The organism is Rhodococcus sp. KRD197 (assembly GCF_017168235.1).
GTDB lineage: Bacteria > Actinomycetota > Actinomycetes > Mycobacteriales > Mycobacteriaceae > Rhodococcoides.
In genome coordinates this window covers 569956-594675 of sequence record NZ_JABFAO010000004.1, presented here as the reverse complement: position 1 = coordinate 594675, position 24720 = coordinate 569956, and the positions used below count along the sequence as shown (strand labels likewise).

General features: G+C 63.9%; 24 protein-coding genes and 1 pseudogene. 13 read left to right on the top strand and 12 right to left on the bottom strand.

Annotation, left to right across the window (positions count from 1 at the left end):
• From J1M86_RS09040 to J1M86_RS09005, 8 genes and pseudogenes are all read right to left on the bottom strand, one after another.
• Positions 1 to 1788, bottom strand: a complete 1788-nt coding sequence (locus J1M86_RS09040; protein WP_206509590.1) for an acyl-CoA dehydrogenase — start codon at positions 1786 to 1788, stop codon at positions 1 to 3.
• A gap of 10 nt (positions 1789 to 1798) precedes the next feature.
• Positions 1799 to 2446, bottom strand: a complete 648-nt coding sequence (locus J1M86_RS09035) for a ScbR family autoregulator-binding transcription factor (protein WP_075839713.1) — start codon at positions 2444 to 2446, stop codon at positions 1799 to 1801.
• Positions 2447 to 2582: 136 nt separating this feature from the next.
• Entirely contained in the window at positions 2583 to 3185 is a 603-nt protein-coding gene (gene idi, locus J1M86_RS09030; protein ID WP_075839683.1) for an isopentenyl-diphosphate Delta-isomerase, read from the bottom strand.
• Positions 3186 to 3195: 10 nt separating this feature from the next.
• A pseudogene (locus J1M86_RS26980) lies at positions 3196 to 3288 on the bottom strand (hypothetical protein); the annotation flags it as partial.
• A 192-nt stretch (positions 3289 to 3480) separates the two neighbouring features.
• Positions 3481 to 4965 (bottom strand): FAD-dependent oxidoreductase, encoded by a 1485-nt coding sequence (locus tag J1M86_RS09020; protein WP_206509589.1) that lies wholly within the window; start codon positions 4963 to 4965, stop codon positions 3481 to 3483.
• A gap of 63 nt (positions 4966 to 5028) precedes the next feature.
• A complete protein-coding gene (locus J1M86_RS09015; RefSeq protein ID WP_206509588.1) occupies positions 5029 to 5937 on the bottom strand; it encodes a diiron oxygenase in 909 nt (302 codons plus the stop codon).
• Between the two features lie 115 nt (positions 5938 to 6052).
• Positions 6053 to 7228, bottom strand: a complete 1176-nt coding sequence (locus J1M86_RS09010; protein WP_206509587.1) for a 4-hydroxybenzoate 3-monooxygenase — start codon at positions 7226 to 7228, stop codon at positions 6053 to 6055.
• Positions 7229 to 7274: 46 nt separating this feature from the next.
• A complete protein-coding gene (locus tag J1M86_RS09005; RefSeq protein WP_206509586.1) occupies positions 7275 to 8039 on the bottom strand; it encodes an IclR family transcriptional regulator in 765 nt (254 codons plus the stop codon).
• 184 nt (positions 8040 to 8223) lie between these two features.
• On the opposite strand from J1M86_RS09005, the gene J1M86_RS09000 reads away from it, so the two are divergent.
• Positions 8224 to 9432: a GGDEF domain-containing protein gene (locus J1M86_RS09000; RefSeq protein ID WP_206509585.1), complete on the top strand. Its 1209-nt coding sequence runs from the start codon at positions 8224 to 8226 to the stop codon at positions 9430 to 9432.
• Positions 9433 to 9442: 10 nt separating this feature from the next.
• Here the strand turns inward: J1M86_RS09000 and J1M86_RS08995 are convergent, their stop codons facing one another.
• The gene (locus J1M86_RS08995) at positions 9443 to 10252 is read right to left on the bottom strand and encodes a hypothetical protein (protein ID WP_241259739.1); all 810 of its coding nucleotides are present in this window, start codon (positions 10250 to 10252) and stop codon (positions 9443 to 9445) included.
• A 249-nt stretch (positions 10253 to 10501) separates the two neighbouring features.
• Here J1M86_RS08995 and J1M86_RS08990 point away from each other — a divergent pair, with 249 nt between their 5' ends.
• The 3 genes from J1M86_RS08990 (at position 10502) to glsA (ending at position 13124) form a co-directional block, all read left to right on the top strand.
• Positions 10502 to 11524: an Rv1355c family protein gene (locus J1M86_RS08990; protein WP_206509584.1), complete on the top strand. Its 1023-nt coding sequence runs from the start codon at positions 10502 to 10504 to the stop codon at positions 11522 to 11524.
• Positions 11525 to 11682: 158 nt separating this feature from the next.
• Complete coding sequence (locus J1M86_RS08985) at positions 11683 to 11937, top strand: hypothetical protein (RefSeq protein ID WP_206509583.1); 255 nt, start codon at positions 11683 to 11685, stop codon at positions 11935 to 11937.
• Complete coding sequence (gene glsA / locus J1M86_RS08980; RefSeq protein WP_206509582.1) at positions 11934 to 13124, top strand: glutaminase A; 1191 nt, start codon at positions 11934 to 11936, stop codon at positions 13122 to 13124. Before J1M86_RS08985 ends, glsA begins: the two co-directional genes overlap by 4 nt.
• A 4-nt stretch (positions 13125 to 13128) precedes the next feature.
• Here the strand turns inward: glsA and J1M86_RS26285 are convergent, their stop codons facing one another.
• A complete protein-coding gene (locus tag J1M86_RS26285) occupies positions 13129 to 13806 on the bottom strand; it encodes a HemK2/MTQ2 family protein methyltransferase (RefSeq protein ID WP_307786575.1) in 678 nt (225 codons plus the stop codon).
• Positions 13807 to 14188: 382 nt separating this feature from the next.
• Between J1M86_RS26285 and J1M86_RS08970 the strand changes: the two genes are divergently transcribed.
• The 3 genes from J1M86_RS08970 (at position 14189) to J1M86_RS08960 (ending at position 16802) form a co-directional block, all read left to right on the top strand.
• Positions 14189 to 15181 (top strand): iron-containing redox enzyme family protein, encoded by a 993-nt coding sequence (locus tag J1M86_RS08970; RefSeq protein WP_206509580.1) that lies wholly within the window; start codon positions 14189 to 14191, stop codon positions 15179 to 15181.
• An 82-nt stretch (positions 15182 to 15263) separates the two neighbouring features.
• A complete protein-coding gene (locus J1M86_RS08965) occupies positions 15264 to 16388 on the top strand; it encodes a hypothetical protein (RefSeq protein WP_241259738.1) in 1125 nt (374 codons plus the stop codon).
• A 108-nt stretch (positions 16389 to 16496) separates the two neighbouring features.
• Positions 16497 to 16802, top strand: a complete 306-nt coding sequence (locus tag J1M86_RS08960) for a hypothetical protein (RefSeq protein ID WP_206509579.1) — start codon at positions 16497 to 16499, stop codon at positions 16800 to 16802.
• 18 nt (positions 16803 to 16820) lie between these two features.
• Here J1M86_RS08960 and J1M86_RS08955 read toward each other — a convergent pair whose 3' ends face one another.
• Together J1M86_RS08955 and J1M86_RS08950 are read right to left on the bottom strand one after the other, a co-directional pair.
• Positions 16821 to 17255: a hypothetical protein gene (locus J1M86_RS08955; protein WP_206509578.1), complete on the bottom strand. Its 435-nt coding sequence runs from the start codon at positions 17253 to 17255 to the stop codon at positions 16821 to 16823.
• Between the two features lie 30 nt (positions 17256 to 17285).
• Positions 17286 to 18578, bottom strand: coding sequence for an EAL domain-containing protein (locus J1M86_RS08950; protein ID WP_307786574.1), 1293 nt, complete (start codon positions 18576 to 18578; stop codon positions 17286 to 17288).
• A gap of 201 nt (positions 18579 to 18779) precedes the next feature.
• Between J1M86_RS08950 and J1M86_RS08945 the strand changes: the two genes are divergently transcribed.
• The 6 genes from J1M86_RS08945 to pstA all read left to right on the top strand — a co-directional run bounded on the left by J1M86_RS08945 (position 18780) and on the right by pstA (position 24708).
• A complete protein-coding gene (locus J1M86_RS08945; RefSeq protein ID WP_206509577.1) occupies positions 18780 to 20183 on the top strand; it encodes a serine/threonine-protein kinase in 1404 nt (467 codons plus the stop codon).
• 33 nt (positions 20184 to 20216) lie between these two features.
• Positions 20217 to 20924, top strand: a complete 708-nt coding sequence (locus tag J1M86_RS08940; RefSeq protein WP_307786573.1) for a GAF and ANTAR domain-containing protein — start codon at positions 20217 to 20219, stop codon at positions 20922 to 20924.
• A gap of 126 nt (positions 20925 to 21050) precedes the next feature.
• Complete coding sequence (locus J1M86_RS08935) at positions 21051 to 21410, top strand: hypothetical protein (RefSeq protein WP_206509576.1); 360 nt, start codon at positions 21051 to 21053, stop codon at positions 21408 to 21410.
• A 205-nt stretch (positions 21411 to 21615) separates the two neighbouring features.
• Positions 21616 to 22737 (top strand): phosphate ABC transporter substrate-binding protein PstS, encoded by a 1122-nt coding sequence (gene pstS / locus J1M86_RS08930; RefSeq protein WP_206509575.1) that lies wholly within the window; start codon positions 21616 to 21618, stop codon positions 22735 to 22737.
• Positions 22738 to 22837: 100 nt separating this feature from the next.
• Entirely contained in the window at positions 22838 to 23812 is a 975-nt protein-coding gene (pstC, locus tag J1M86_RS08925) for a phosphate ABC transporter permease subunit PstC (protein ID WP_206509574.1), read from the top strand.
• Positions 23809 to 24708 carry a phosphate ABC transporter permease PstA gene (gene pstA, locus J1M86_RS08920; protein WP_075838183.1) on the top strand — a complete coding sequence of 300 codons (900 nt, stop codon included), beginning with the start codon at positions 23809 to 23811 and terminating at the stop codon, positions 24706 to 24708. The genes pstC and pstA overlap by 4 nt, the downstream gene beginning before the upstream one ends.
• Positions 24709 to 24720 lie beyond the last annotated feature (12 nt).

Genomic DNA, 24720 nt, shown 5'->3' with positions numbered 1-24720 from the left:
TCAGAACCACTCGGGTTTCATGTCCAGGGTCGTCCGGTCCAGGCTCGACAGCAGAGCGAGTTGCGGTGCGACCTTGGGCAACTCGTACACGAAGAAGTATCGGGCGGCTCGGCGCTTGCCGTCGTAGAAGTCCCCACTCTTGCCCTCGACGGCGGTGAGTTGCTCGAGCCACATCCAGGCGATGACGATGTGCCCCATCGCCTCGAGATACACCGTCGAGTTCGCCAGCGCCACAGCCGGATCACCGGTGGACCACAGGGCGGCTGTGACAGTGACGATGTCGTTCCACGAGGACTCGAGCCTGGCCGCGAATTCGCCCGTGTCACCGCTGGCCCCGCGGGCTCGTTCGACGGTCTCGGTCAGTCGCGATCCCAGCAGTAGCAGGCCGGCGCCACCCTGCATCGTGACCTTGCGGCCGAGTAGATCGAGTCCCTGAATGCCGGTGGTGCCCTCGTGGATCGGATTGAGTCGGTTGTCCCGGTAGTACTGCTCGACGTCGTAGTCGCGGGTGTAGCCGTAGCCGCCGTGGATCTGGATGGCGAGGGAGTTCGCTTCGAGGCACCAGTGCGACGGCCAGCTCTTCGCGATGGGGGTGAGCACATCGAGCAGCAGAGTCGATTCGCTCTTGATCCGGTCGTTGTCGGTGGAGTCCTGCTCGTCCACCAGCCTCGAGCAGTAGAGCCCCAGTGCCAGCGCTCCTTCGACGTACGATTTCTGGGCCAGCAGCATGCGCCGGACGTCTGCATGTTCGATCAACGCGACGGGCGGGGACGACGGGTCCTTCGCGCCCAGCGGCCGTCCCTGCGTTCGTACTTTCGCGTAGTCGAGTGATTTCAGGTATCCGACGTACCCGAGCGAGATCGCAAGGAATCCGACACCGATGCGAGCCTCGTTCATCATGTGGAACATGTAGGACAGTCCGCGATGCTCTTCACCGACCAGATATCCGACCGCACCCGCTGCATCGTTGCCGGCGACGGCATTGGTTCCGTCGCCGAAGTTCAGCAGGGTGTTCGTGGTGCCGCGATTGCCCATCTTGTGATTGAGGCCCACGAGGGTGACGTCGTTGCGGACCCCGTCGGGCAGGTACTTCGGAACCACGAACAGTGAGATTCCCTTGACTCCCGGGCCACCGCCTGCTGCTTTGGCGAGGACGAGATGAACGATGTTCTCGGTGAGTTCGTGGTCTCCCCCGGAGATCCACATCTTGGTTCCGGTGATCCGGTAGCTGCCGTCGTCCTGCTTCACCGCGCGCGTGGTGATATCGGCAAGCGATGATCCGGCCTGCGGCTCCGACAGACACATCGTGCCGAAATACTTGCCCTCGAGCATCGGACGAACATAGTGGTCGATCTGTTCGGCCGTACCGTAGGTCGCAATGAGATTGGCATTGGCCATCGTGAGGAACGGATACGCCGAGGTCGAGGCGTTCGCGGCTTGGAACCATGCCATCGCGGCACGGGCCACGGTCGTCGGCAGCTGCATACCGCCCAGGGCCTCGTCGAACTGGCCGGCTATGAGCCCGGCGGCCGAGTAGACGTCGAGAGCCGCTTTGACGTCCTCGATCATCTCCACGGTGCCGTCGGGCCGCATCCGGGGTTCGGTGGCGTCGGAGAGCTTGTTGTGCGGCTCGAAATGCTTGTGCGCGATGTCCGCACACAGGTCGAGCACTGCGTCGAACGTGTCCTTCGAATGCTCGGCGAAACGCTTGGCCGAGGTGAGCGACTCGACGTCCAGCCATTCGTAGAGAAGGAAGTCGAGATCGCGCCGGGAGAGTACATCGGTCATGCAGTCCACACTAGGTTACGGGTTCTGCCCCTTTGCGGGGTTCGCCGTCGGCAAGCGCGCGGACGCGATCGAGCGCGTGTGGCGCCGCGATCGCCGGCAGCAACAACCGCCACATCTCCGTCAGGCGCGCGTAGAGATCGGACCGACCGTAGAGGACGTCGGAGAGAGTCTGAACTCCGGTGAAGGCACCGACGACGAACCTCGCGAGCGCATCGACATCGACCCCCTCGATGAGGTCACCCTCGCGCGCTGCCCGCTCGGCCAGAACTCGGATGGATTCGATCCAGTCGAGATACGGCCGTTGGACGGGTCCGCGGATGCTCCCGATTTCCAGAGTCAGCCGCATACCACCGCGCGCGATGGGTTCGACGACCAGCTGGCGTGCCATTTCCTGGCTGACCAGAATCAACGCATCCAAGGCGACGGGAACATCGTCGATGATGGCCCGCAAACCGTCCATTGCCATGTGGTGCTGCGCGTCGATCACGGCATGAGCGAGCTCCTCCTTGGAAGAGAAGTGGAAGTACATCGCCCCTTTGGTGACTCCGGCGTGCGCCAGGATGGTCGACAGGCTGGCTGTCCCGTAGCCGAACTTCTCGAAGCTCACGGCCGCGCCCATCAGCACAGCCTGGCGTGTGTTCTCAGCGCGCTGCTGCATCGTCACCGACCCGTTCGCGCGCCTCTACGGACGCTGTTGGCGGAAAGCACTCGGAAGACACCGACCGGACTATACAGTTTTCAGCGTCATTCGTTCGAATGACACGAGCTGACGTCGTCCGAGGTCGACGACCTTCTCAAGGGTGACGAGCAGCCGGCGGTAGATCCGAGGCGCTTCCAGTCGGCCACCGGGCGGGATCGTCACCCAAGGCACGCAAGCGCGGCATCTGTTCGGCACACCACGGCGAAACCGCGCCACCCTCGTCGACGAACCGAGAGAACTCCGCCCACGGGATCCACTCGGCGCGCGAGACTTCCTCTGGGTCCGGCTGCGGGTCCGGGCCGTCGTAGCGGACGCCATACACCGGGCACAGCTCGTTCTCGACGGTTCCGTCGGCCATAACCGCCCGGTACCGAAAATCGGGCAGAAGCAGCCAAGGGTCCGCCACGACGATCCCCAACTCCTGTCCGAGCCGGCGGATCACAGCGCCGCCGAGATCCTCACCGGGTGCCGGGTGTCCGCAGCAGCTGTTGGTGGTCACATCGGGCCAGGTCTTCTTGTGGCCTGCGCGCCGCGTGATCAACACCTCATTGTTCGAGTTGAACACATAGCACGAGAAAGCCAGGTGCAGGGGTGTGTCGGTGGTGTGGACCGTCGACTTCGGTTGTGTTCCAACGGCGTGTCCATCGTCGTCGACGAGGACCACCTCTTCGGGCACGCGAGTTCGAGTCGTGGGCATGGAATCCACACTATCGGGCGAAATTGTGCACCATCTCCTCCGCGACTTCACGGGCCTTGCGATTGCAGTGCCGTGAGAGCGTCCTCAGCCGTCGAAACGCGGTGTCGTCGTCACAAAAGGCCCTGCGCCGCGCTCAGGCCCATACCGTGCCGATCGTGATGACAATGTTTTGCATCGACGGGTCTGCGGGTAGAGCCATGAACGGCACGCTCCGACTTGCTCGGGTTGTCGCCGACACGTTCGGGTGGGTTGAGACCACAGCCCCTCGAATGTGTTTCCAGGCGTGAAGATCGGCCTAGCGCCCCGAACGCAGCTTCACTCGACCGAGCCGTCGGCGTTCGCTGGGCGGAGCGTCCGCGATGTCCTCGAGCAGGGCCTCGACAGTTTCCTCGGAGTCGACCTTGTTGTCGCCGATCCCGCCGGTCGCGCCACGCTTGGCCCAACCCACGACATAGCGTCCCGGCACTCGCGCGTCATTGTCGTCCACGATGCGCCCGCCGACGTTGCGGATCGCACCTTTGGCGGTGTCGAAAGGCAGCCCGGGTGAAGGCCGACCGCGGTACCCGATGGCAAGCAGAACCAGATCCGACGCCACGACTGTGCCGTCCTCGAACTCGACGCCGTCAACTCGTGAGGTACCGCTCACCCCAATGGGGGCTCGGCCGAAGCCGAAGACGATTCGGCGGGCCGACCCGAGCGCGGGGACGACGTCGTTGTCGTTCAGATCCACGACGGCAGCGTTCTGCAGCGCCGACGCCGGTGCCGACATCGGCAGTTCCTCGATCGACTGTTTCGTCCCCTCGGGGCCTGAAACAGCCACCTCGACTCCCCGCCGGGTGACGAGCGCCTGGCACTCCGAACGCGTGAACGCGGCGTGTTCCGGGCCGCGCCGGGCGGCGATGACAACCTCTGACACAGTGCTCGCACGCAGCGCGGCGAGCGCGTGCGGTGCGATGTCGGTGCCGACGAGATCCTCGGGATCGGCGGTGAGGATGCGTGCCGCGTCGAGTGCGACGTTCCCGTTCCCGATGATGGTGACCCGTCGGACGCCGGTCAGATCGACTGCGTCGGCCGGCACATCCGGGTGCCCGGTGTACCACCCGACCAAGGTTCGAGCGCTCATCGAACCAGGCAGGTCGATGCCGGGGATGTCCAGACGGCGGTCGGTATCGGCGCCCACGGCGTAGACGACGTAGTCGTGACGCTCGCTCAGTGTCGCGTGCGAGACGTCAACACCGACGTCGACTCCGAGTTTCATCGTCACTCGAGGATGCGTGAACATGCTGCGGAAGTGCTCACCGATCCGGCGTGTGCCGGTGTGATCGGGCGCAACCCCGAACCGCGCCAGGCCTCCGGGAACGCGAAGCCTGTCATAGAAGGTGATGCGGCTGCTCGGAACACGAAGCAAAGCCTGTGCGGCGTAGCAGGCTGCGGGACCGGTGCCGACGATGGCGACGTCGAACCGAGGCATCGTGTTGATGGCGGCAGGAGGGAACTTCGGTGTCGCCCACTCCGCGACCACGGGACGGTCACGGTAGTAGTCGGCGTTGATCTCCGCGTAGATGGCCTGGTCCGCGGGCAGCCTCGACACGCGGGTGATCGCGTCGACCGGGCATGCATCCGCGCACGCGCCGCAGTCGATGCACGTGCGTGGATCTATGTAGAGCGATTCGGTGTGGCCGAAATCGGGTTCGTCAGGCGTCGGGTGGATGCAGTTGACAGGACACACCGACAGGCAGGACGCGTCGTTGCAGCAATTTTGGGTGATGGCAAAGGCCATGTCAGTTCTCTTCTCGTCCTCGGCAAGACCATCACGCCCCTGCCAGCACCGTACAAAACACCGTCACAACATATGCAGGCGCTTGTAAATTACCTCGGCAGGCTTGGTCACCAAGCCGCAATCGTGCAAGAACGCCATGAGGTGCTCGCTGCTGGTGCGCATCATCATGTGATGGTGCGCGTTGTTCTTTGCTTCACGAACCGCGCGATCGGCGTCGAGTCCGGCGTTGATGTACACGTCCTTGCTGACCATGTTGGACACGATCATGCGGGCTGCGATGGCAACCACCAACGCGCTGGCCTTGCGACGAGCAGCGCTCTTGCCTTCGATTCGCTCGCGCATCTGCTGACGAGCGAACGTCATGTGGCGCGACTCCTCGACGACGTGGATCTTGCTCGTCGTCCGGACCAGGGGCAGTACATCCTCGCCGCGCATCCAGTCGCGCTGCATCACGTCCAGGACCTCCTCGGCGACGAGAATGCCGCCGTAGGCGGTTTCAGCCGAGGCAATGGCCTTGAATCCGCGACCCAGTTCACGTGAGATGCGACCAGGCACGTATGCCTTGATGCCCATCTTCGTGCACGCACGAGCGAACATGATCGAGTGGCGGCACTCGTCGGCGATTTCGGTGAGAGCGAACTGGAAGTCCGACGCCGAGGAATCCTTGCAGTACTGATCGCGCAGCACCATCTGCTGGAGGATCATTTCGAACCAGATTCCGGTGCTCATGATCGAGCAGACCTCGTGGCGCGTCAGCAGGATGCGCTGGTCCTCGGTCATCTCGTTCCACATGTCGGTCCCGTACAGGGTGCTCCACTGCGGGTTGAGTCCGTACAGCTTCGGATCCAGATCTGCATCCCAGTCCACCTCGTCGGCAGGGTCATAGGAGAGCAGTGCAGCCGAATCGAGCAGCCGAGCTGAAACGTCCTCGGTTGCGGGAACCGCAGTCGGTGCGTTGAGCGTGCTGGTCATGGTGCCTTCTTCCCTCTGGCGACGATGATCTTTTCTGTTACCCAGAATAGCAGGTACTTGAATTTATAGATACCGCCTCGCGAGCGCAAGGGAAGAACAGGCCCAGGCCGGGGCGTCAGAAACCGATCGGTAGACCCGCGTAATTCTCGGCCAGACCCATCGCTCCGGCTTCACTGCTCGCGACCCACCGCAGCTGCGACAGTTGCAGTTGCGCGTCGAAGGGGTCGGTGCTGGTATGCAGCATCGTCGTCATCCACCAGGAGAAGTGAGTGCACCTCCATACGCGGCGAAGGGCGTCGTCACTGTACGAGTTCGCCAGCTGCTCGTCGTTCTTGCGCAGCAACGCCGTCAGCGCAGGCGCCAGCAGCGCTACGTCGGCGACCGCGAGATTGAGTCCTTTCGCTCCCGTCGGCGGAACGATGTGCGCCGCGTCGCCCGCAAGGAACAGTCGTCCGTGGCGCATCGGAGTCTGCACGTAGCTGCGCATCGGGAGAACGCTCTTGTCCGTGATCGGGCCGCGTTCGAGACTCCAGCCGTCCTGACCGTGACCGAGCCGCTCGGCCAACGCGTCCCAGATACGGTCATCGGACCAGGTTCCGACGTCGGTGCCGTTGGGCACCTGCAAGTACAACCTGCTCACCTTCGGCGAACGCATCGAATGCATGGCGAAGCCGTCCGGGTGCCAGGCGTAGATGAGCTCGTCCGTCGACGGCGCCACATCCGCGAGGACGCCGAGCCAGGAATACGGGTAGGTGCGCTCCCACGCCTGCCGCACCGACTCGGGCATCGCGGCCCGGCTGGGGCCGAAGGACCCGTCACAGCCGGCGATGACCGCCGCGTCGATACGTACCGCCGCACCCGACGAATCGGTGAAGGTCACGTAGGGCGCTTCGGTGTCGACATCGTGCAACGCCGTATCGGATACCTCGTAGAACATCGCTTGCCCTGCATTTTCGCGAGCGGAAACGAGGTCCTTGGTGACCTCGGTCTGCCCATACACCCACACGCTGCGCCCCACCAGATCGACGAAGTCGATGTGGTGACGTTCCTGCGGCCACTGCAAGTAGATACCGCGATGTTCCTGCCCCTCGGCGTGCAGCCTCGTCCCGAGTCCGATGGCGTCGAGCAACTCGACGGTCGAGTGCTCGAGGATGCCGGCGCGGATCCGTGACAGGACGTACTGCTGGCTTCTGGTCTCGATCAGTATCGAATCGATGCCCTGCTCGGCCAGCAGGTGGGACAGAAGGAGGCCGGCAGGGCCGGCTCCGATGATGGCGACTTCGGTACGCATGCCGAGAAGTACACATCGTGACCGCCACCACTACCAGCATTCACTTTCACTGAGCGGAAGTCTCCCGCAAACTGCGTCCGATGCCGCGCGCGGCAACCTGCAGCGAGGCGATCAATGCGACTCGCTCACGACCCAACCGAGGCACGACGACTCCCACTGCGGCGGCCACCTCGCCGTCACCGCGGCGTACCGGCACCGCGACCGAGCACGCCCCGAGTGTCATCTCCTCGACAGTCTGCGCATACCCGTCGCGCTGGACACGGGCGAGCTCACGGCCCAGCTGGCCGGGACTGGTGACGGTGTACGGGGTGATCCGCGTCAGCGAACCCATGACGCGCGATTGCACTTCCGCCGGCGCGAACGCCAGCAGGACCTTGCCGACCCCGGTGGCATGCAGCGGCAGGCGCGACCCGACGCGACTGACCGCCGGCACCGAAGCGTGTCCGGCGAGTCGGTCCAGATAGAGCACCTCGTCGCCCTCCCTGATGGCCAGGTGAACCGTGGCCTTCGTCGCACCGTAGATGTCGTGCAGAAACGGTGATGCGATATCGCGTAGGTCGGATTGATCGGACGCCAGCATTCCCAGCTTCCACAGACGCCGTCCGACGACGTAGGCCCCCGAGTCTGTACGCACCAACGCGCCCCATTCGACGAGTTCGCGCACCAGCCGATGGGTGGTCGCCGCCGCGAGACCGGAACCGGCGGAGAGCTCGGTCAGCGTCAGCGACGAATGCTGCTCGTCGAATACCGCAAGGATGGCGAGCAATCGGCTCGCTACCGACTGCCCCGCGTTCCTCGTATTTCCCGCCACGCCCCCCATCTTCGCCGAGATCGAGGTTGCGTCTCGAAATTGCAGCGGAATGGTGCACAACTTCGATCTCGGCGAGGGGGCGTGCCGAGGCGTCAGCAACAGCAGTGGCACGTCCGCGATGCCGTGAGCCGAAACGTGGCTATGCTGACGTCGACAACCGTCCGCGACCCGAGGCCACCGACATATGAGCGCGATCCTGCGCAACACCAGTGCAGAACCGCATCGCTTCTTCTCGCGCTTCGATACCCGTACCGCGATGGTCATCGTGAGTGCGTCAGGGGCGCTTCCGCTACTGGCCATCGCATTGCTGTCCCCATCGTTCCTGCGCCCCGGCGCTTTTCCGGCACTCACCGCGATCGTGACGTTCACCGCAGCCACCGTTCTGGTCGCCATCAAGGTGGGCCGACTGAACGACGTGCAATTCGCGGTTCTCGGTGCGGGCGGAATGTTCGGTGTGGCTCTATCGGCCTATCTCATCGCCGATCCTGCAGGAACGCGTGCTGTCAGTTCGATGCTCGCCGTCGTTCCTGCCATTGCGGCCTCCGGATCCGCCCTACGAGTCACCGCGGCACTCACCACCGCCTCGGTCGCGTTGGCAACATGGCTCTCGGTCATCACCCTGTCGTCCTCGGGTTTGGCGATCACCTTCGTGGCAGTCGGTGCGGCAGCCACCACGGTGCTCGTCCCCGTGATCTTGATCGGCGCACTGCGCCGTTCGCTGCTCGCCGTCAACGGACGACTCAACATCCTTGCCAACACCGACCCATTGACCAGGTTGCTCAATCGCCGCGGAATGCTCTCCCAGGTGGAGGCGCTCCTGGAGAAGACACGAGACCGCCGGGGCCAGATCTGCGCGTTCGTGGTCGACATCGATCATTTCAAAATCGTCAACGACAGTCTGGGACATGCGGCAGGTGACCGCGTCCTGGTGACCATCGCCGAAGCGCTAGGTCATGCGACCGACGAACTGGGTTCGGTAGGCTCCATCGTCTCCCGAATCGGCGGCGAAGAGTTTCTCGTTCTCACCGAGGGGACGCCGAAAAACCCGCTCGATACAGCGATACTCGAACAGGTCCGACGTGACTGCGATGTCACCGTCAGTGTCGGTTCGGTCACCGTCGACGTCCGGGGACCGCTCGATCCTCGCCTCACTTTCGGCGACTTCGGCAGTTCCGGAAGCTCCGAAAACTTGAATGTCGAGCACGTCGACCATCCACACGTCGAACATGTCATCGACACCATCATGCATGCTGCCGACAAAGCTCTCTACGACGCGAAAGCCAACGGACGTGACCGCGCGTCACATGCTGGCACCATCCTGGTCACCTGGGCTCCGCGCGGCGCCGATCATCGGCACCGCCCGTCCGAACAGGCCCGGCGCACAGCGCTGTAACAGCGCACGTTCACGCAACGGCGGCCGAAGTGAATTCGTGGCCGGTCAGTTCGCGAGCGTGTGTAGTCATCGCTTCCCACACGGCTGGCTGCGCCTCCCGACCGATGCTCTCGCGATCCCACCACATCATTCTCGTGCGGTACTCGGCACTCGGATAGGCGGCGGCAGGCACCTTCACGTCGATCCGTCCACCTGAGGACTCCCATTGCCGCAGGACATGATCGGCTGCGCTCGCGAGCAGATACCTGCTGCCGGTCAGATTCAGAGTCGGCAACGCGGTGCGGGCCAACATCGACGAGACGGCCCGGGCGGGGCCGCCGGTGCCGACCCAGGCGCTCTTCATCTCGACTATCCCGTAGGGCAGTCTCGCTCGAAGCCCCGCCGTGACAGCGTCGAGGCCGGGTGAATTCTGCCATTCGGTCAACACGTGCGACTGCTCGATGAAGGTGTACGGACCCTGGGCGCGAACCCCGCCGAGCATGTGACCGTCGCGATCCTGCACGACGTAGAACAGGGTTGTCGTCGCCCCGGAGGCAACCTCGTCCATATCCAGCGCGACCGTCACACCGTGTCGAGAGTAGGACTCCCAGGCGCCGTCGACGTACCGCGACCACAGGTCAGGGGCGGCGGCGGGTGTTGCCACGATGAGGGACATCGCGCCGTCGACGCTCCAACTCGAACTCGGACCGAACGAGGAGCCGAGATAGCCCCGGCGCACGGCGTATCTGCCACGCACCGCGCGTGCTTCTCTGCTCTGATATCGGCCGGTCCCGGCGACAACGGATTCGGCGACAACGGTTTGAGGGGTGTGTGCGGGCATCGAGCACTCCTTGACATAGAAAGTCGAAGATTCCGGTCGGAACCCAACGAAACAACTGCCGACTCGAGTAGATTGCAGCCGACGATCCTTCTGCCGAACGGCAGCCTGGTCCATTCTTGCCGTTTCTTCCTGCACTCGGTGCGTCAACACCTTCGCGGACGCCAACCGTCGGATACTTTGACCGCAGCGCAGTAAGTAGTCGCCGGAAACCGCACCGGTGATCGATGAACTCACGGGAACGAGGGCGGCGTGGCGGAGCATCAGGTGTTGAATGCAGTCAGCAGTGTCGACAAGACGAGGATCGACGACCTGGCCGCAATCGCCGGCATTCGGATTCTGGATACCACGGCAACCCAACTGGATTCATTGCGTGAGCTGCTGCCGATACCGCAAGCGGATGTGTTGGAGGAGGACCCTCGCTGGATCCACTACCCGTGGCGCGGAGCTCTCGTGCGTGTGCTCGGGCCGCTCGGTTACCGCCGCCTGCGGCTGGACCGCAATCGAAACAAGATCACCGCCGACGAGCAGGCACGTATGGCCGACCTGACTGTCGGAGTTGTCGGACTCAGTGTCGGACATGCCGTTGCTCACACACTCGCGATCGAAGGCCTGTGCGGCGAGCTCCGCCTGGCGGATTTCGACGAACTCGACCTGTCCAACCTCAACCGTGTCCCGGCCACGGTGTTCGATCTCGGTGTCAACAAGTCGGTCGTCGCAGCGCGCCGCATCGCCGAGGTGGATCCCTACTTGTCCGTCCTGACATTTCCACAAGGGTTGACCGAGACCACAGTGGATTCGTTCATGGACGGCCTCGACATCGTGGTCGACGAATGCGATTCACTCGATGCGAAGCTCGTTCTGCGTGAGCATGCTCGTCGACGCGGAATCCCGGTGGTGATGGAAACGAGCGATGGCGGCATTCTCGACGTCGAGCGATTCGATCTCGAACCGGACCGGCCGTTGCTGCACGGACTGCTCGGCGACGTCGACGCGTCCGCCCTGGTAGGGCTCACCAATGCGGAAAAAGCGCCGCTGGCCGCGCGCATTCTGGACCCGCGGAAACTGACCGTCCGCATGCTGGCTTCGCTACCGGAAATCGGCACCACCCTCTCGACGTGGCCTCAACTCGGCAGCGATGTCGCGCTGGGCGGGGCGTCCGTCGCCGCGGTCGTACGCGCTTTCGGAATCGGGTCTCCGCCGAGGTCGGGGCGAGTGCGTGTGAACCTCGACGCCCATGTCGCCGATATCGCCGAAGTGCACCCACCGGACTAGACCATCCCGCATGACGGACCTCACAGCTCGGGCGTCGAAAAACAAACGCGTTTCAGGTTGATCACGGCGAAACAGGGGTATTCGCGGTAGCAACGACCTGAGGAGTTCTTCCGATCATGAATTCGAGCTGCACCGTGCACCCCCCGGCGCGGACAACTATGACCACCACCGGGGCCGTCGACCACGCGGCACGTCCACGCTCACACACGTTGCCGGCCGCAATGCCGATTCTTCTGGATGAGCCCCTGGTTCGGTTGCTGCTCGATGTGCTCGGCGCAATCGCGCTGTTTGCCACCGCAGCAATTGCCCTTTCCGTTCGCGACGCGGTCACGGTGACTCTGACGGTGGCACTTCTCGTGGTCGCAGCTCGATGCCTACGCACGATCCGCGTCGGGGGTAGTCCCACATCGTGAAGTCACCGATACCCGAGTATCTGGAACGAATCCTGCTCGAGTGCCGCGATCTCGACGGCGGGACCATTCCCGAGGGCAACAGCGAGCTCGCCAAAGCCGATCCCGATTTCTTCGGTGTTGCTCTGTCGACTGTCGGCGGGTCGATCTACACCGCCGGCGACGTCGACGATCTGTTCTCCATCCAGTCCATCTCCAAGACGCTCACCTACGCACTTGCCCTCGACGACAACGGCATCGAAGCGATGCTGCGTGTGGTCGACACCGAGCCCTCCGGTGACTCGTTCAACGAGATCTCGTTGGAGCCGGAGACGGGGCGCCCGCGCAATGCATTGATCAACGCCGGCGCGCTCGCCGTGCACGCGATGGTGAAGGCGGATTCGGTCGAGCATCGTGTCGAACGCATTCGCGCACTGCACAGTGCGCTGGCGGGGCGTGAACTGTCGGTTGACAGGGCAGTTCACGAAGCCGAGCTCGCGGCCGACGATCGCAATACCGGTATAGCGCACCTGTTGAAGGCGGTCGGGGTACTCGGCGCCGAACCCGCAGATGTCGTCGAGGGCTACGCCGGACAATGCTCCATCTCGGTCAGTTGCCGCGATCTCGCGACCATCGCGTCGGTGATGGCCAACGGCGGAATCTCTCCCAGCACAGGAGAACGACTGCTCGACGCCGCCACTGATCGGCGCGTACTCGCAACGATGGCCACTTGCGGAATGTACGACGGCTCCGGCAGTTGGATCTTCACAGTGGGAATTCCGGCCAAGAGCGGGGTGGCGGGCGCGATCATCGGCGTTCTTCCCGGTCAGGTAGGGGTGGCCGTGGTGTCACCACGATTGAACGAACACGGCAACAGCGTGCGCGGTGTCGCTGTGTTCGAGCGTCTGTCGCGGGATCTGGAACTGCACATGATGCACGTGTCCTCCACCGGCCAGTCCGCGATAAGGGCGGTGCACGATCGCGAAGAGTCGTGCCGAGTGGAATTGCAGGGCGACCTCCGTTTCGCCGGTGCAGAAACCGTAGTCACTCGGTTCACCGAAGGCTTCCCCGGTCGACGAATGATCGAAGTGGACTTCCGGCATGTACGCGAAGTGGACGAAGCCGCGCGCGGACTGTTGAACGAGAGCCTGTTCCGGCTTCGCGAAGACGGCTACGAAGTCGACGTGATCGACCCGAATGCACTCTTGTAGCGAACTATCGAAGATGTCCCTCGATGATTACCAATTCTTCTCGTCGACAACCGATTTCGAGCTTTCCCGTCGCTTCGAGCCACGACGAACGCTGGTGCATGACGGGCCCGAACTCTATGGTCTGCCTTCGCACCACACCGGCTCGCAGACCGCTCAGGCGTAGCTGCCGGAGCGACTCTTCCGTGTCCGAGAATTCCGACTGCACCATCAGCAGCACACCCCCGCGCGCGAGAAGCTCGAATGCGCTGCTGCACAGCAGATCCAACACTATGCGGCCACGGTCGCCTGCGTCCCAGGCGCGATGCAAACCCGCTCCGGACGGGTCGTGCGGAGACGGAACGTAGGGCGGATTGGACACGATCACGTCGAACGGGCCTTCGTCGACCGCGTCGCGCAACGTTCCCACACGTACATCGACATCCACACCATTGGTGACTGCGTTGGCACCAGCGCAGGCCACGGCGCGCTCGGAGATATCGTATGCGAACACTTCTCGCGCACCGTTTCGCGCCGCTTCGATCGCCGCGATTCCGCTACCGGTGCACATATCGAGTACTCGTGCCCCCGAGACCGAGCTGCGCCGCGCAATCTCGTTGCACAGCAAGAACGAATCCTCCTGCGGTGCGTACACTCCGGCTTCGACGAAGATAGACGGGTATGTACGTTCACCAGCAGTGGTCACAGGATCCTCCGTAGTCGATAGCTGAGGTTGCCCCGGGCGGGGGCGATATAAACCCACCACGGGTGGCGAGCAACCGTGAACGTCGTTCAGCCCTGCAGAAGTCGAGCGTCTGCGGCGCTGAGGTGGCGACGCGGTCCCACCCGCGATATGACCGAGACGACCGGCAGATAGTGCAGACTTTGGTTGTGGTTGTGGATGACATCGAAACTGTTGTCCGAGGCTAGATTCGCAGCAAGTCCGCGCCGCACGGTCCGATACCCACTGCAACAGGGCAGGAAACCAGAAGCGGGAGAACACACCGCACCTTCCGCGCATGACTCGCGACACACCGGTGTGCAGGCAAGGAGGATTGATCCTCCTCGGGCTCGGGTAGTCATACAACATGACTGTTGCTTCTCTGCGCTCCGCGCCGCCCCTCCCGGCGCCCTGCGGGATCCTGTCCGAAAGCGTGAGCAGAGCGCTGTCGAGCGGTGACACCGGAGCGCTACCCACCTCTGTGCACACGCCCGATCCGATGTCGCGCGATCTGCACCTGGCGTTGACGATGTGCTACGAGCTGCACTATCGGGGGTTCGAGGGAGTCGACGACGAGGTGGAATGGGATCCCGATGTTCTGCGCCTGCGCCGGATGCTCGAAACGGCCTTCATGGACTATCTCCGCGACAACATCGAAACCGGAGGCGACGTGGTGGCCGAAATGGACGCCCTGTCGATCGAGCCGGCTACAGGAACCGGTCCGTCGTGGTTCTTGCAGGACAATGGCACGTGGGATCAGATGCGGGAGTACTTCACGCATCGATCGATCTACCACCTCAAAGAAGCGGATCCGCACGCCTGGGCCATCCCCCGGCTGCAAGGTCAGGCCAAGGCCTCGTTCGTGGCCGTCGAGTTCGACGAGTACGGCGGCGGCCGCGGTGAACGGGTGCACCAGCAACTGTGGGCCGACTTGATGGACTCGGCAGGACTGGACTCGTCTTACCTCGGCTACGTGGACCAGGTTCCGGCGCAGTCGCTGGCCTCGGTCAATCTCATGTCGCTGTTCGGTCTGCACCGTGGTTCACGCGGAGCGACGGTAGGCCATTTCGCGGCAACCGAGATCACCTCCTCACCCGGTTCGCGCAGATTCGTCGCGGCGCTGCAACGGCTCGGCGCGCCGGAACCGTGTGTCGCGTTCTACCGCGAACACGTCGAGGCCGACGCCGTGCACGAGCAGATTCTGCGCCACGACGTCGTCGGAGATCTGGTGCGCCGCGAGCCCGACCTCGAAGCGGACGTCGTCTTCGGAATGCGTGCCTTCGACCTCATCGAGGGCGCGCTGGGTGATCACATCCTGACGGCGTGGAACGCGGGCGAGAGCTCACTTCTGTCCAGCTGAGAATCAACTTCCCGCACACGGCCGGCAGAACCCCTTCTCGAGGTCGGTGTGTCCGTCGGCGCAGACCGGGTACGCGAGGCACATGTCGTACAACGAACAGCACCCTCGACCCGACGAGGCAAGCACAGGGCATTCCCAACGGATACTGCGTGTGGGCGTCGTCAGTGACGGAGGTTTCGCTTCGACCATCGCCTCGGCGATCATCGATGCCCTCCCCGATCACGTACGCGTCGACGGCGCCGCGGTAGGGCTCGAGGTCGCTCGCGCTTCGGTCACTTTGCCTCCCACCGCAACAGGATCCGCTCAGCTCGGTCAATGGCTCGAGTCCGTGCAGGCGACCGAGTCCTACGACATCGTGCTGTGCGTGTCGGAGGTACCTCGCCGGCTACGATCACGGCCGGTGGTCGCCGAATTGCACGACAATTCGACGGGCGCGCTGTACGTCCCGTCCTTCGGCACCATCGCCGTGCGGCGTCGCGCAATCAGGTCCGCAATCACGGTGTTGCACGAGCTGCTCGGCACCGACTCGGACTCGCGGCCGCCGTTGACGCAGTTCGAGACACGGTGGCTGCCGAGCTCGCCCAACCACGGTGATGGTGAAGCCGGCGGGAGCGAGGATCGGGTGTTGCTGGCGTCCGGCGCCTTCGGTCGCCTGCGTCTGATCTCGGGCATGATTCGCTGCAATCGGCCGTGGCGTCTCGTGCCGACACTGTCGGGCGCGTTGGCCGCGGCGAGTGCGGCATCGGCGTTCGGTGTCTTCTACGCCAGCATCTGGCAAATGGCGTCATCGATGACCCTGGCGCGCCTGACGGTGATCGGCGTGCTGGCCGTGGTTGCCATGACGATCTGGCTCATATTTCCGCACGGACTGTGGGAGCACCGCGCGTTCCGGGCTTCGATGACCGATCGATCGATGTACAACGCAGCCACGGTCGGGACTGTTCTGACCGGAGTGCTCTGCATGTACGCGGTGCTGTTCGCCGTGGTGTTGGCTTCGTCTGCCGTTGTCATCCCTCCCGACTTTCTGTCCGAACAGATCGGCCGGCGGGCATCGCTCGGGGACTATCTGGCGCTTGCCTGGCTGGCTGCCTCGCTCGGCATCGTCGCCGGAGCTGTGGGTTCCTCTGTCGCGGATCGCGACGAGATCCTGAACGCAACCTACGGCCACCGCGAGCTGATGCGTCGTCGCGCAGCCGACTCGTCCTAGGTGCGTGGGTTCAGCACGCAAGGCCATTGGCCGGTTTGGCCCCCTCCCGGGGTGAATACAGCCAGAATTGGAGGTCGACGAACCATACGAGGGTTGGAAAGGTCGAAAATGATGTCACCGGATTCACGCAACGAGAACGAACATCCGCAGGACGACGATAGGACGGCCAGGAGCCACGCGGGCGAGGCCATCACCGACTCACGGAACTGGCCGGGATACATCTTCATCGGCGCGGCCTTTGTCGCGCTGGCCTTGACGCTGACGGCGGCGGGATACGGCTTCGCGGGCTGGGTGTGGATCGGCGCCCCCGTGTGTATCGTTCTTTTCGCCATCGGCCTGACGGTCGTCCTGCTCGAGCACAAGCGCGTGATGGCGGCGGAAGGAAAGAACCTCACCGACCCCAGCGGCCACTGAGATCGGCGGCGAGCGCGTTCACGGCCGTGAACTGTGCCCCGGTTTGCCGTGAGTACGACGGCGCTCCTTCATCTCGGACTCGAACACGTGCCGCTTTCCGTCTTGCAGAGCGTCTCGGACACGCTTTTCCTCCGCGCGAAAGACGGACCAGTAGTTGTCATCGAACTCCTCGACGATCTGGAATGTCCAGCGACCGGTGATGACGTTGCGACCCACCAACTCGTCCTCGAGTCGTCTCGAGTGTTCCCCGTGGCCGCTGGCCCGGAGCTTGTCGGCGGCCTCACCGAGCAGAAGGTCGGCGTGTCCGATCAGTTGATGCATGTCGTACAGATGCCCCCGCGCGCGCTCGACACACTCGAGCGCCTCGGACAGTTTCCCCACGGCAGCGATGGTGTCGTCATCGACGTGTCCGGGCCTGAGATGCTCCGGGCCGGGCCGATCGGATTCGGTCATGTCAGCTTGTATGGCCGCGGACGCCTTCGCTCAAACCGCCCGGGCCGGAATGCGGCGCAGCAACACCGTCGCCGCGTCGAGAACCAGTTCGCGATCGAAGGAGAGTCGATAGTCGAACAGGTGAGTCCCGTCCGGTCGTCGTCCGCGGTCCACCGAGATGAGCGCCCCGGTGAAACCGGGGTCGACGACGATCACCGATCGCTCCAACGCCAGCGGTTCGTTCGGGTCGACGAGGACGCAATGTCCGCCGTCTGTAGCCCGGTGTTCGTCGGCGTGATGTCCGGTACCGATGTACGCGGCGCCGTCCGGGTGCGGTGAGAATACCGCCGTCAAGGCGCACCGCGACCCCAGCTGTGCCATCAACCGGCGTCGGGTGTCGGTCAACTCGATCGATACCGGCACGGTGACCAACACCAAAGCGGTCGACGCCATCCACGCAGCCCGGCGGAGCAGATCGTCCTCCATGGTTTCGAGCAGCCTGCCATCGGCGCGTCTGGGTGCACCGACGCTGTGGGTGAGTCCGTAGGGGGTGACTGCGGCCGGCGCTCGGACGGTGACAGCCGGCCGCACGTGCGACTGCCGAGCCGGCTCCCGCTTGGGTCCGAAGACGGGCAACGGACCCGGCTCTCCGTACAACCAGCCCTGCCCCCACGCCGCACCCATGTCCTGTGCCCACCGTTCGTGGGCTTCGGTTTCGATGCCTTCGGCGAGGACGATCGCGCCGGTGCGTTCGGATTCCGAGGTGACGGCGGCGAGGATCGAGGCAGTCTGGGCCGTGGATCGTTGCTGCACCAGGCGCATGTCGAGTTTGATGACGTCGGGCCGCAGCAGGGCGAGCAGCGCGAGGGAAGACGAGTCCGAACCGACGTCGTCGACGGCTATGCGCCACCCTTGATGGCGGGCGTGTTCGACGGCGCGCAGCAGACCTGCGGGATCTCGCATGAGATTGCGCTCGGTGATCTCGACGACGACCGACAGCCGCAGGGCATCGGTGAGCAACGCACCAGATCCGGGCGGCGGCGCCGTGTCCAGGGCCGACGGTTCGGCATTGACGAACAGGGCCAGTTCCGCGGGAAAGTTCACGGCGAGTGCGCCTCGGACCGCGGTCAGCCTGCATTTCCAGTCGAACTCGGCCGTCTCACGGCGTCGGTAGGCTGCGGCGAACATGTCCTGAGGACGTTCCCAGGGACTTCCGGCAGGCGCGCGGGTCAGCGCTTCGAAGCCCACGACCCGGCGAGTATCGAGCGCAACGATCGGCTGGTAGGCCGACGCGATGGCAATCGACATCGGCGACAAGTCGGGATGAGGCGTGAGTGGGTACACGTCGACTCCCCTTCCGTGGCTCAGAACTGCAACCGTGACTCGGCGCTGCAATCGTGACTCGGTACTGCAATCGGCCCCACCCGACTGAGCATTCTGCCCTGCCGCGCGGTTGTTCACCGAACGCACGGAGGTAACGATCGACACCCGAGGGTTATAGAGTCGGGCCGAGATGACCGGCGAGGCGGACTGGAGCAGGCAATCATGGCGGACAGGACGGGTTCTCCGACGACCGACCGCCGCCGTCTGTTCGCCGATCGGTACGCGCTGGGAGCCGTCCTCGGGCGGGGCGGTATGGCGGATGTGTATCGGGCCGAGGACGTCTTGCTCGGCCGCGCGGTCGCTGTCAAAATCTTTCGTCCAACCGAACCGATCGTGACCGACACTCGCCGTATCGAGTCGGAGATTCGAACGTTGGCGTCCCTGACGCATCCGGGTCTGGTCACTCTGTTCGACGCCGGAACGGCGCTCGACGCCCCAGCCGGAACGGCCCCGAACGCCGAAGGCGTGGTTGCGCCCTATCTCGTCATGGAATTGGTCGACGGCCCAACACTGAACACGTTCCGATCAGGAGCTGCACTCTCCCCCTCGGTGGTCGCCCGCATCGGAGTCGAGCTCGCCGAAGCGCTCGCCTACATCCATTCGGTCGGAGTAGTCCACCGCGACATCAAGCCCGCGAACATTCTGCTCACCGGCACGCCGGATGGTCGGGGTCGTTCCACCAAGCTCACCGATTTCGGGATCGCCCGCGTTCTCGACGCAGATCCGCTGACCGAGCACGGCACCGCCGTCGGGACCGCGCACTACCTGAGCCCGGAACAAGCGACCGGAACCGCGACGGGGCCTCCGGCAGACGTGTACTCGCTCGGACTGGTCCTTATCGAATGTCTGAGCGGAAGAATGGTATTCGAAGGCAGCGCCATCGCCGCCGCGGTAGCCAGGTTGCATCACGACCCGTCGGTACCGCCAGATCTGGGATCGGATTGGGTGTCGCTGCTGAGCGGGATGACGGCGCGAAGCCCGCAGGATCGCCCCGCCGCGGATCAGGTCGCGATCGCGCTGCGCTCACTCGCCGAGTCCGATTTTCCTACCTCGGTCGCATCGGTGCAGGGCCCGCCCACCACACCTGCCCTGACGGCGGTGGTTCCTACCGCAGCACCGCAGAGCCCGTCGCGTCGTGCTCGCATACCTGTCGCGGCGTGGGCAGTCGTCGCCTTGCTGTCTGGCGCGGCGGCGATCGCAGCTGCCGTCACCTTGTGGGGCCCATCGACATCGGGAACCCCTATCTCCGAGCCCGCCGCACCGTCGACCTCGGCGGTATTCGTCCCTCCCGTAGCGGCGACGATCCAGGCTCCAGCAGCGACACAGGCTCCAGCCGAACCCGCGCCGACGTATTACGAACCGGCGCCGGCCCCCTCGCAACCCGCTTATGTCGAACCCATCGCGCCCATCGCGCCCGCCCCGGAGACGGGCAACAGCAACAGCAACAACGGCAACGGCAACGGCAACAGCGGGAACCCGGGCAACAGCGGGAATCCGGGTAACAGCGGCAACGGCAACAGCAACAGCGGGAATCCGGGTAACAACGGCAACGGCAACGGTCGCTGATCGATCGAACCGCACGCAACGGAGGAGATCACGGTGACCACGGGAACCCCCGAAGACGGAGGAATTTCGACCCGCTCGCTCGGAGAGGCGATGTCGCAGCTCGCAATCACATTGCAGCGGGACTACGAGTCGGTCGAGGACACGCTTCGCTCGATCACCGACGCGACCCTGTCCCTGGTCCCGAGCGCCACCGATGTCAGCGTCAGCTTGGTCATCGGTCGCCGCCGGGTCCAATCACGGGCCGCCACCAGTACCACCGCGCTCGAAATCGATCGCCTGCAGGACTGCCTCGAGGAAGGCCCCTGCCTGGACGCGGTGTGGACGCACCAGACGATCGAGGTTCCCGATCTCGGCAAGGAAACTCGGTGGCCGCGTTTTGCACCTGCCGCCGCCGCCCTCGGTGTGCGATCGATGCTGTGTTTCCAGCTCTACACACTCCACGACAATCTCGGCGCTCTGAATCTGTCCTCAACCTCGGTCGACGCGTTCGACGGCGAAGCCCGTCAGACCGGCACCCTCGTCGCCACCCATGCGGCGGTCGCTCTGATCGCTGCCGAACACGAGCACCAGATGCAGTCCGCCCTCGCCTCGCGCGATGTCATCGGGCAGGCCAAGGGAATCGTCATGGAACGGTACGACGTCTCGGCCATCCGAGCCTTCGACATGATCAGAAAGCTGTCCCAGGATTGGAACATCACGGTTGCTGAGCTCGCCCGCACCATCGCCAACCGGTCCGATTGACCGACGCAGACGGAGTCCGAGGAACCTACCTCCCAGCAGGTGACCGCGAAGTTTGCCAGACCCGTTTCGGGCTACCCCTTCGTGCAAACCCGACACATGACGAATCATCGAGGAGGGCAGCCGGACGTGAGCAACGACGTCGAGAAGCGGTGGAACGACCCGCAGAGTCTACGAGCAGCGACCAAGTACGTCGGGGCGGTGATCGCTGCCGCGGCAGTGGTCGTCGTCGGCGCACTACTGTGGGCGAACACCAATGCCGAGCAGTGCGCTGACGCAGAGTTCTTCGTCTGCCGAAACCCTGAACGGATCATCTTTCTGGTCGGACCGCCGACTATATTGCTTCTGGGCGGGCTGGGCGCGTTCGTCAGGACCTACCGAGTGTGGCGATCCGGCGGCGTGTGGCCGATCTGGCAGGGTGCCGGATGGGCGCTGTTCGTGCTCATGCTCGTGTACCTCACCGCCTCGGCTGGGGTTCTCGCTGGTTGACAGCGAAGCTTCGTCGGTTTTCGGTTACCCCCTGCGGCGACATCGTTCATGATCCGTTCATCTTCGTACGCCGATCCGTTCACGGACTCCCTCTAGGTTTCTTCGCGGAGCGGGGAAACAGCCCGCTTTGCGAGCAGACCGATGCATGCAGATCGGCGACCGGCAACATTCGTGCTGGTCGCCCCAATTCTCCAGAAGGAGCTACGTGAAGCTCAAGCGATCAGGTGCAGCCGTTAGCCTTGTGGCCGCCAGTGCACTCCTGCTGTCCGCCTGCGGCAGTGACGACAACTCAGCAGAAACCGGCAACGTGGGCGCCGAAGACACCTCGAACGTCGATTGTGGCGGCGTGGATGCGCTCAAGGCGAGTGGTTCCAGCGCACAGGCCAACGCGATGGTGCGCTTCGTCAACGCGTTCGAGCAGGCCTGCGAGGGCCAGACGCTGAACTACACCTCCAACGGTTCGGGTGCCGGCGTCAGCGAGTTCATCGGTGGCCAGACCGATATCGGCGGCTCCGACTCCCCGCTCAGCGAGGCAAAAGACGAGTACGCCCGTGCTGCAGAGCGTTGCGAGGGTGCAGACGCGTGGAACCTCCCCGCCGTCTTCGGCCCGTTGGCAATCACCTACAACGTCCAGGGCGTCGACTCGCTCGCCCTCGACGGCCCCACCGCCGCCAACATCTTCAACGGCACGGTGAACCGGTGGAACGACCCCGCCATCGCCGCACTCAACGACGGCGTGACGCTGCCTGACGAGCCCATCAACGTCATCTTCCGAAGTGACGAGTCGGGCACCACCGACAACTTCCAGCAGTACCTCGAGGCTGCATCCGAGGGCGCTTGGACCACCGGGGCAGGCAAGTCCTTCGTCGGTGGAACCGGCGAGGGCGCACGCGGCAACGAAGGAACCAGCGCCGCCGTCGCCAGCACCGAAGGCGCGATCACGTACAACGAGTGGTCGTTCGCAGAGGCTCAGGGCCTCGACATCGCCAGCATCATCACCTCCGCCGGGCCGGACCCCGTCGAGATCACGGTCGAAACCGCAGGCAAGACCATCGACGGTGCCGTGATCAAGGGCGAGGGCAACGATTTGGTCCTCGACACCACCTCGTTCTACACCCCCTCGGAGCCGGGCGCCTACCCGATCGTTCTCGCAGCGTACGAGATCGTGTGCTCGACGTACCCGGATCCCGAGGTCGGAACTGCCGTCAAGGCATTCCTCCAGTCCACCATCGGCGCAGGCCAGGATGGACTCGACGACAACGGATACATTCCGCTGCCTGACGCTTTCCAGGCAAAGCTGTCCGAAGCTGTTAACGCCATCTCCTGATCGGTAGAGAAACATGGCTGTGAGACCGGAAGTCACTCGCGACTCGGATTCGGCGACCTCGGAGTCGCCGAACCTGGGTTCGGGCGGGAAGATGACGAACATGAATGACAACAACGATGAAGTTCACGAGGTCCACGCCACCGGCGGTCAGTCCCGCCAACGCGGTGACCAGATCTTCAAGGCGATCGCCGTCGCCTCCGGCGCGACCATCGTGCTCTTCATCGCATTGATCGCCTTTTTCCTTCTCGTGCGGGCCATCCCGTCCTTGCAGGCCAATACGGTCAACTTCTTTACCAGCACCGAGTTCTCGACTACCGACGTCAACAATCTTGCGTTCGGTATTCGCGATCTGTTCATGGTCACCGTGCTCAGCTCGTTGTTCGCGCTGGCGCTCGCGGTGCCCGTCTCGGTGGGCATCGCGGTGTACCTGACCCAGTACGCACCACCCAGGTTGTCGAGGACCTTCGGTTCCATCGTCGACCTGCTCGCCGCGGTTCCCTCTATCGTGTTCGGGCTGTGGGGCATCTTCGTTCTCGCCCCGCAGCTCGAACCGGTAGCTCGGTTCCTCAACAGCAACCTGGGCTGGTTCTTCCTGTTCAGCGACGGAAACGTTTCGTTCGCCGGTGGCGGCACGATTTTCACCGCGGGAATCGTTCTGGCAGTGATGATTCTCCCGATCATCACCTCGGTCAGCCGCGAGGTGCTCCGTCAGACCCCCAAGGCGCAGATCGAAGCGGCATTGGCTCTCGGTGCGACGCGCTGGGAAGTCGTCCGGATGACTGTGCTGCCCTTCGGACGTAGTGGCATCATCGCTGCATCGATGCTCGGACTCGGTCGCGCGCTCGGCGAGACCGTGGCCATCCTCATCATTCTGCGCGCGGCAGCGACCGCCGGTAGCTGGTCCCTCTTCGACGGCGGATACACTTTCGCCTCCAAGATCGCTTCTGCTGCTTCCGAATTCAGCGTCCCACTCTCCACCGGCGCCTACATTGCAGCCGGTTTCGTACTGTTCGCACTGACCTTCGTGGTCAACGCCATCGCTCGCTCGATTGCCGGTGGAAAGGTCAACGGATGAGCACCATAGATGCACCAGTCAAAGCCCCCACCTTTCAGAAAGTCAGCGGCAGCCGGAAGGTCCAGAACTCGATCGCGACGGTCATCTTCACCACCGCGTTCGTGATTGCTCTCATTCCGCTCATCTGGCTTCTGTACACCGTGCTCTCGCGCGGCGCCGAGGCAATCGTTTCAACGGGTTGGTGGACGCAATCCCTCTCCGGAGTGCTGCCTGAGCAGTTCGCCGGTGGTATCTACCACGCCCTGTACGGCACCATCATTCAGGCATTGTTCGCCGCAGTGATTTCCATCCCGATGGGACTGATGGCGGGCATCTACCTGGTGGAGTACGGGCAAGGCCGCTTTGCCAAGTTGACCACCTTCATGGTCGACGTGCTGGCCGGTGTGCCCTCGATCGTCGCAGCCCTGTTCGTGTTCAGCCTGTGGATCACCACCTTCGGTTTCCCACAGAGCGCTTTCGCCGTTTCCCTTGCGCTCGTGCTACTGATGCTGCCCGTGGTGGTGCGTTCTACCGAAGAGATGCTCAAGCTGGTGCCGGACGAGCTTCGTGAGGCGTCCTACGCCCTCGGCATTTCCAAATGGAGGACGATCGCCAAGGTTGTCATTCCTACTGCGCTACCTGGAATCATCAGCGGCATTCTGCTCTCGGTGGCCCGTGTGATCGGTGAGACAGCCCCCGTCCTCATCCTGGTCGGCTACAGCCGGTCGATCAACTTCGATGCCTTCGAAGGAAACATGGCATCGTTGCCACTGCTGATTTTCACCGAGTTGATCAACCCAACGGATGCCGGGCAGCTACGTGTCTGGGGCGCCGCGTTGACACTGATTCTGCTGGTTGCATTCCTCAGCCTCCTCGCGACGCTCGCGAGCCGGTTCCTCTCTGCCAAACAAGGCTAGAACGTCCCAGGA

Bases quoted from the DNA above. Each gene is read 5' to 3' on its own strand.
- J1M86_RS09040 (WP_206509590.1), bottom strand. From the start codon at position 1,788: ATGACCGATGTACTCTCCCGGCGCGATCTCGACTTCCTTCTCTACGAA.
- J1M86_RS09035 (WP_075839713.1), bottom strand. From the start codon at position 2,446: ATGCAGCAGCGCGCTGAGAACACACGCCAGGCTGTGCTGATGGGCGCG.
- idi (WP_075839683.1), bottom strand. From the start codon at position 3,185: ATGCCCACGACTCGAACTCGCGTGCCCGAAGAGGTGGTCCTCGTCGAC.
- J1M86_RS09020 (WP_206509589.1), bottom strand. From the start codon at position 4,965: ATGGCCTTTGCCATCACCCAAAATTGCTGCAACGACGCGTCCTGCCTG.
- J1M86_RS09015 (WP_206509588.1), bottom strand. From the start codon at position 5,937: ATGACCAGCACGCTCAACGCACCGACTGCGGTTCCCGCAACCGAGGAC.
- J1M86_RS09010 (WP_206509587.1), bottom strand. From the start codon at position 7,228: ATGCGTACCGAAGTCGCCATCATCGGAGCCGGCCCTGCCGGCCTCCTT.
- J1M86_RS09000 (WP_206509585.1), top strand. From the start codon at position 8,224: ATGAGCGCGATCCTGCGCAACACCAGTGCAGAACCGCATCGCTTCTTC.
- J1M86_RS08995 (WP_241259739.1), bottom strand. From the start codon at position 10,252: ATGCCCGCACACACCCCTCAAACCGTTGTCGCCGAATCCGTTGTCGCC.
- J1M86_RS08985 (WP_206509583.1), top strand. From the start codon at position 11,683: ATGACCACCACCGGGGCCGTCGACCACGCGGCACGTCCACGCTCACAC.
- J1M86_RS08970 (WP_206509580.1), top strand. From the start codon at position 14,189: ATGACTGTTGCTTCTCTGCGCTCCGCGCCGCCCCTCCCGGCGCCCTGC.
- J1M86_RS08965 (WP_241259738.1), top strand. From the start codon at position 15,264: ATGTCGTACAACGAACAGCACCCTCGACCCGACGAGGCAAGCACAGGG.
- J1M86_RS08960 (WP_206509579.1), top strand. From the start codon at position 16,497: ATGATGTCACCGGATTCACGCAACGAGAACGAACATCCGCAGGACGAC.
- J1M86_RS08955 (WP_206509578.1), bottom strand. From the start codon at position 17,255: ATGACCGAATCCGATCGGCCCGGCCCGGAGCATCTCAGGCCCGGACAC.
- J1M86_RS08945 (WP_206509577.1), top strand. From the start codon at position 18,780: ATGGCGGACAGGACGGGTTCTCCGACGACCGACCGCCGCCGTCTGTTC.
- pstC (WP_206509574.1), top strand. From the start codon at position 22,838: ATGAATGACAACAACGATGAAGTTCACGAGGTCCACGCCACCGGCGGT.
- pstA (WP_075838183.1), top strand. From the start codon at position 23,809: ATGAGCACCATAGATGCACCAGTCAAAGCCCCCACCTTTCAGAAAGTC.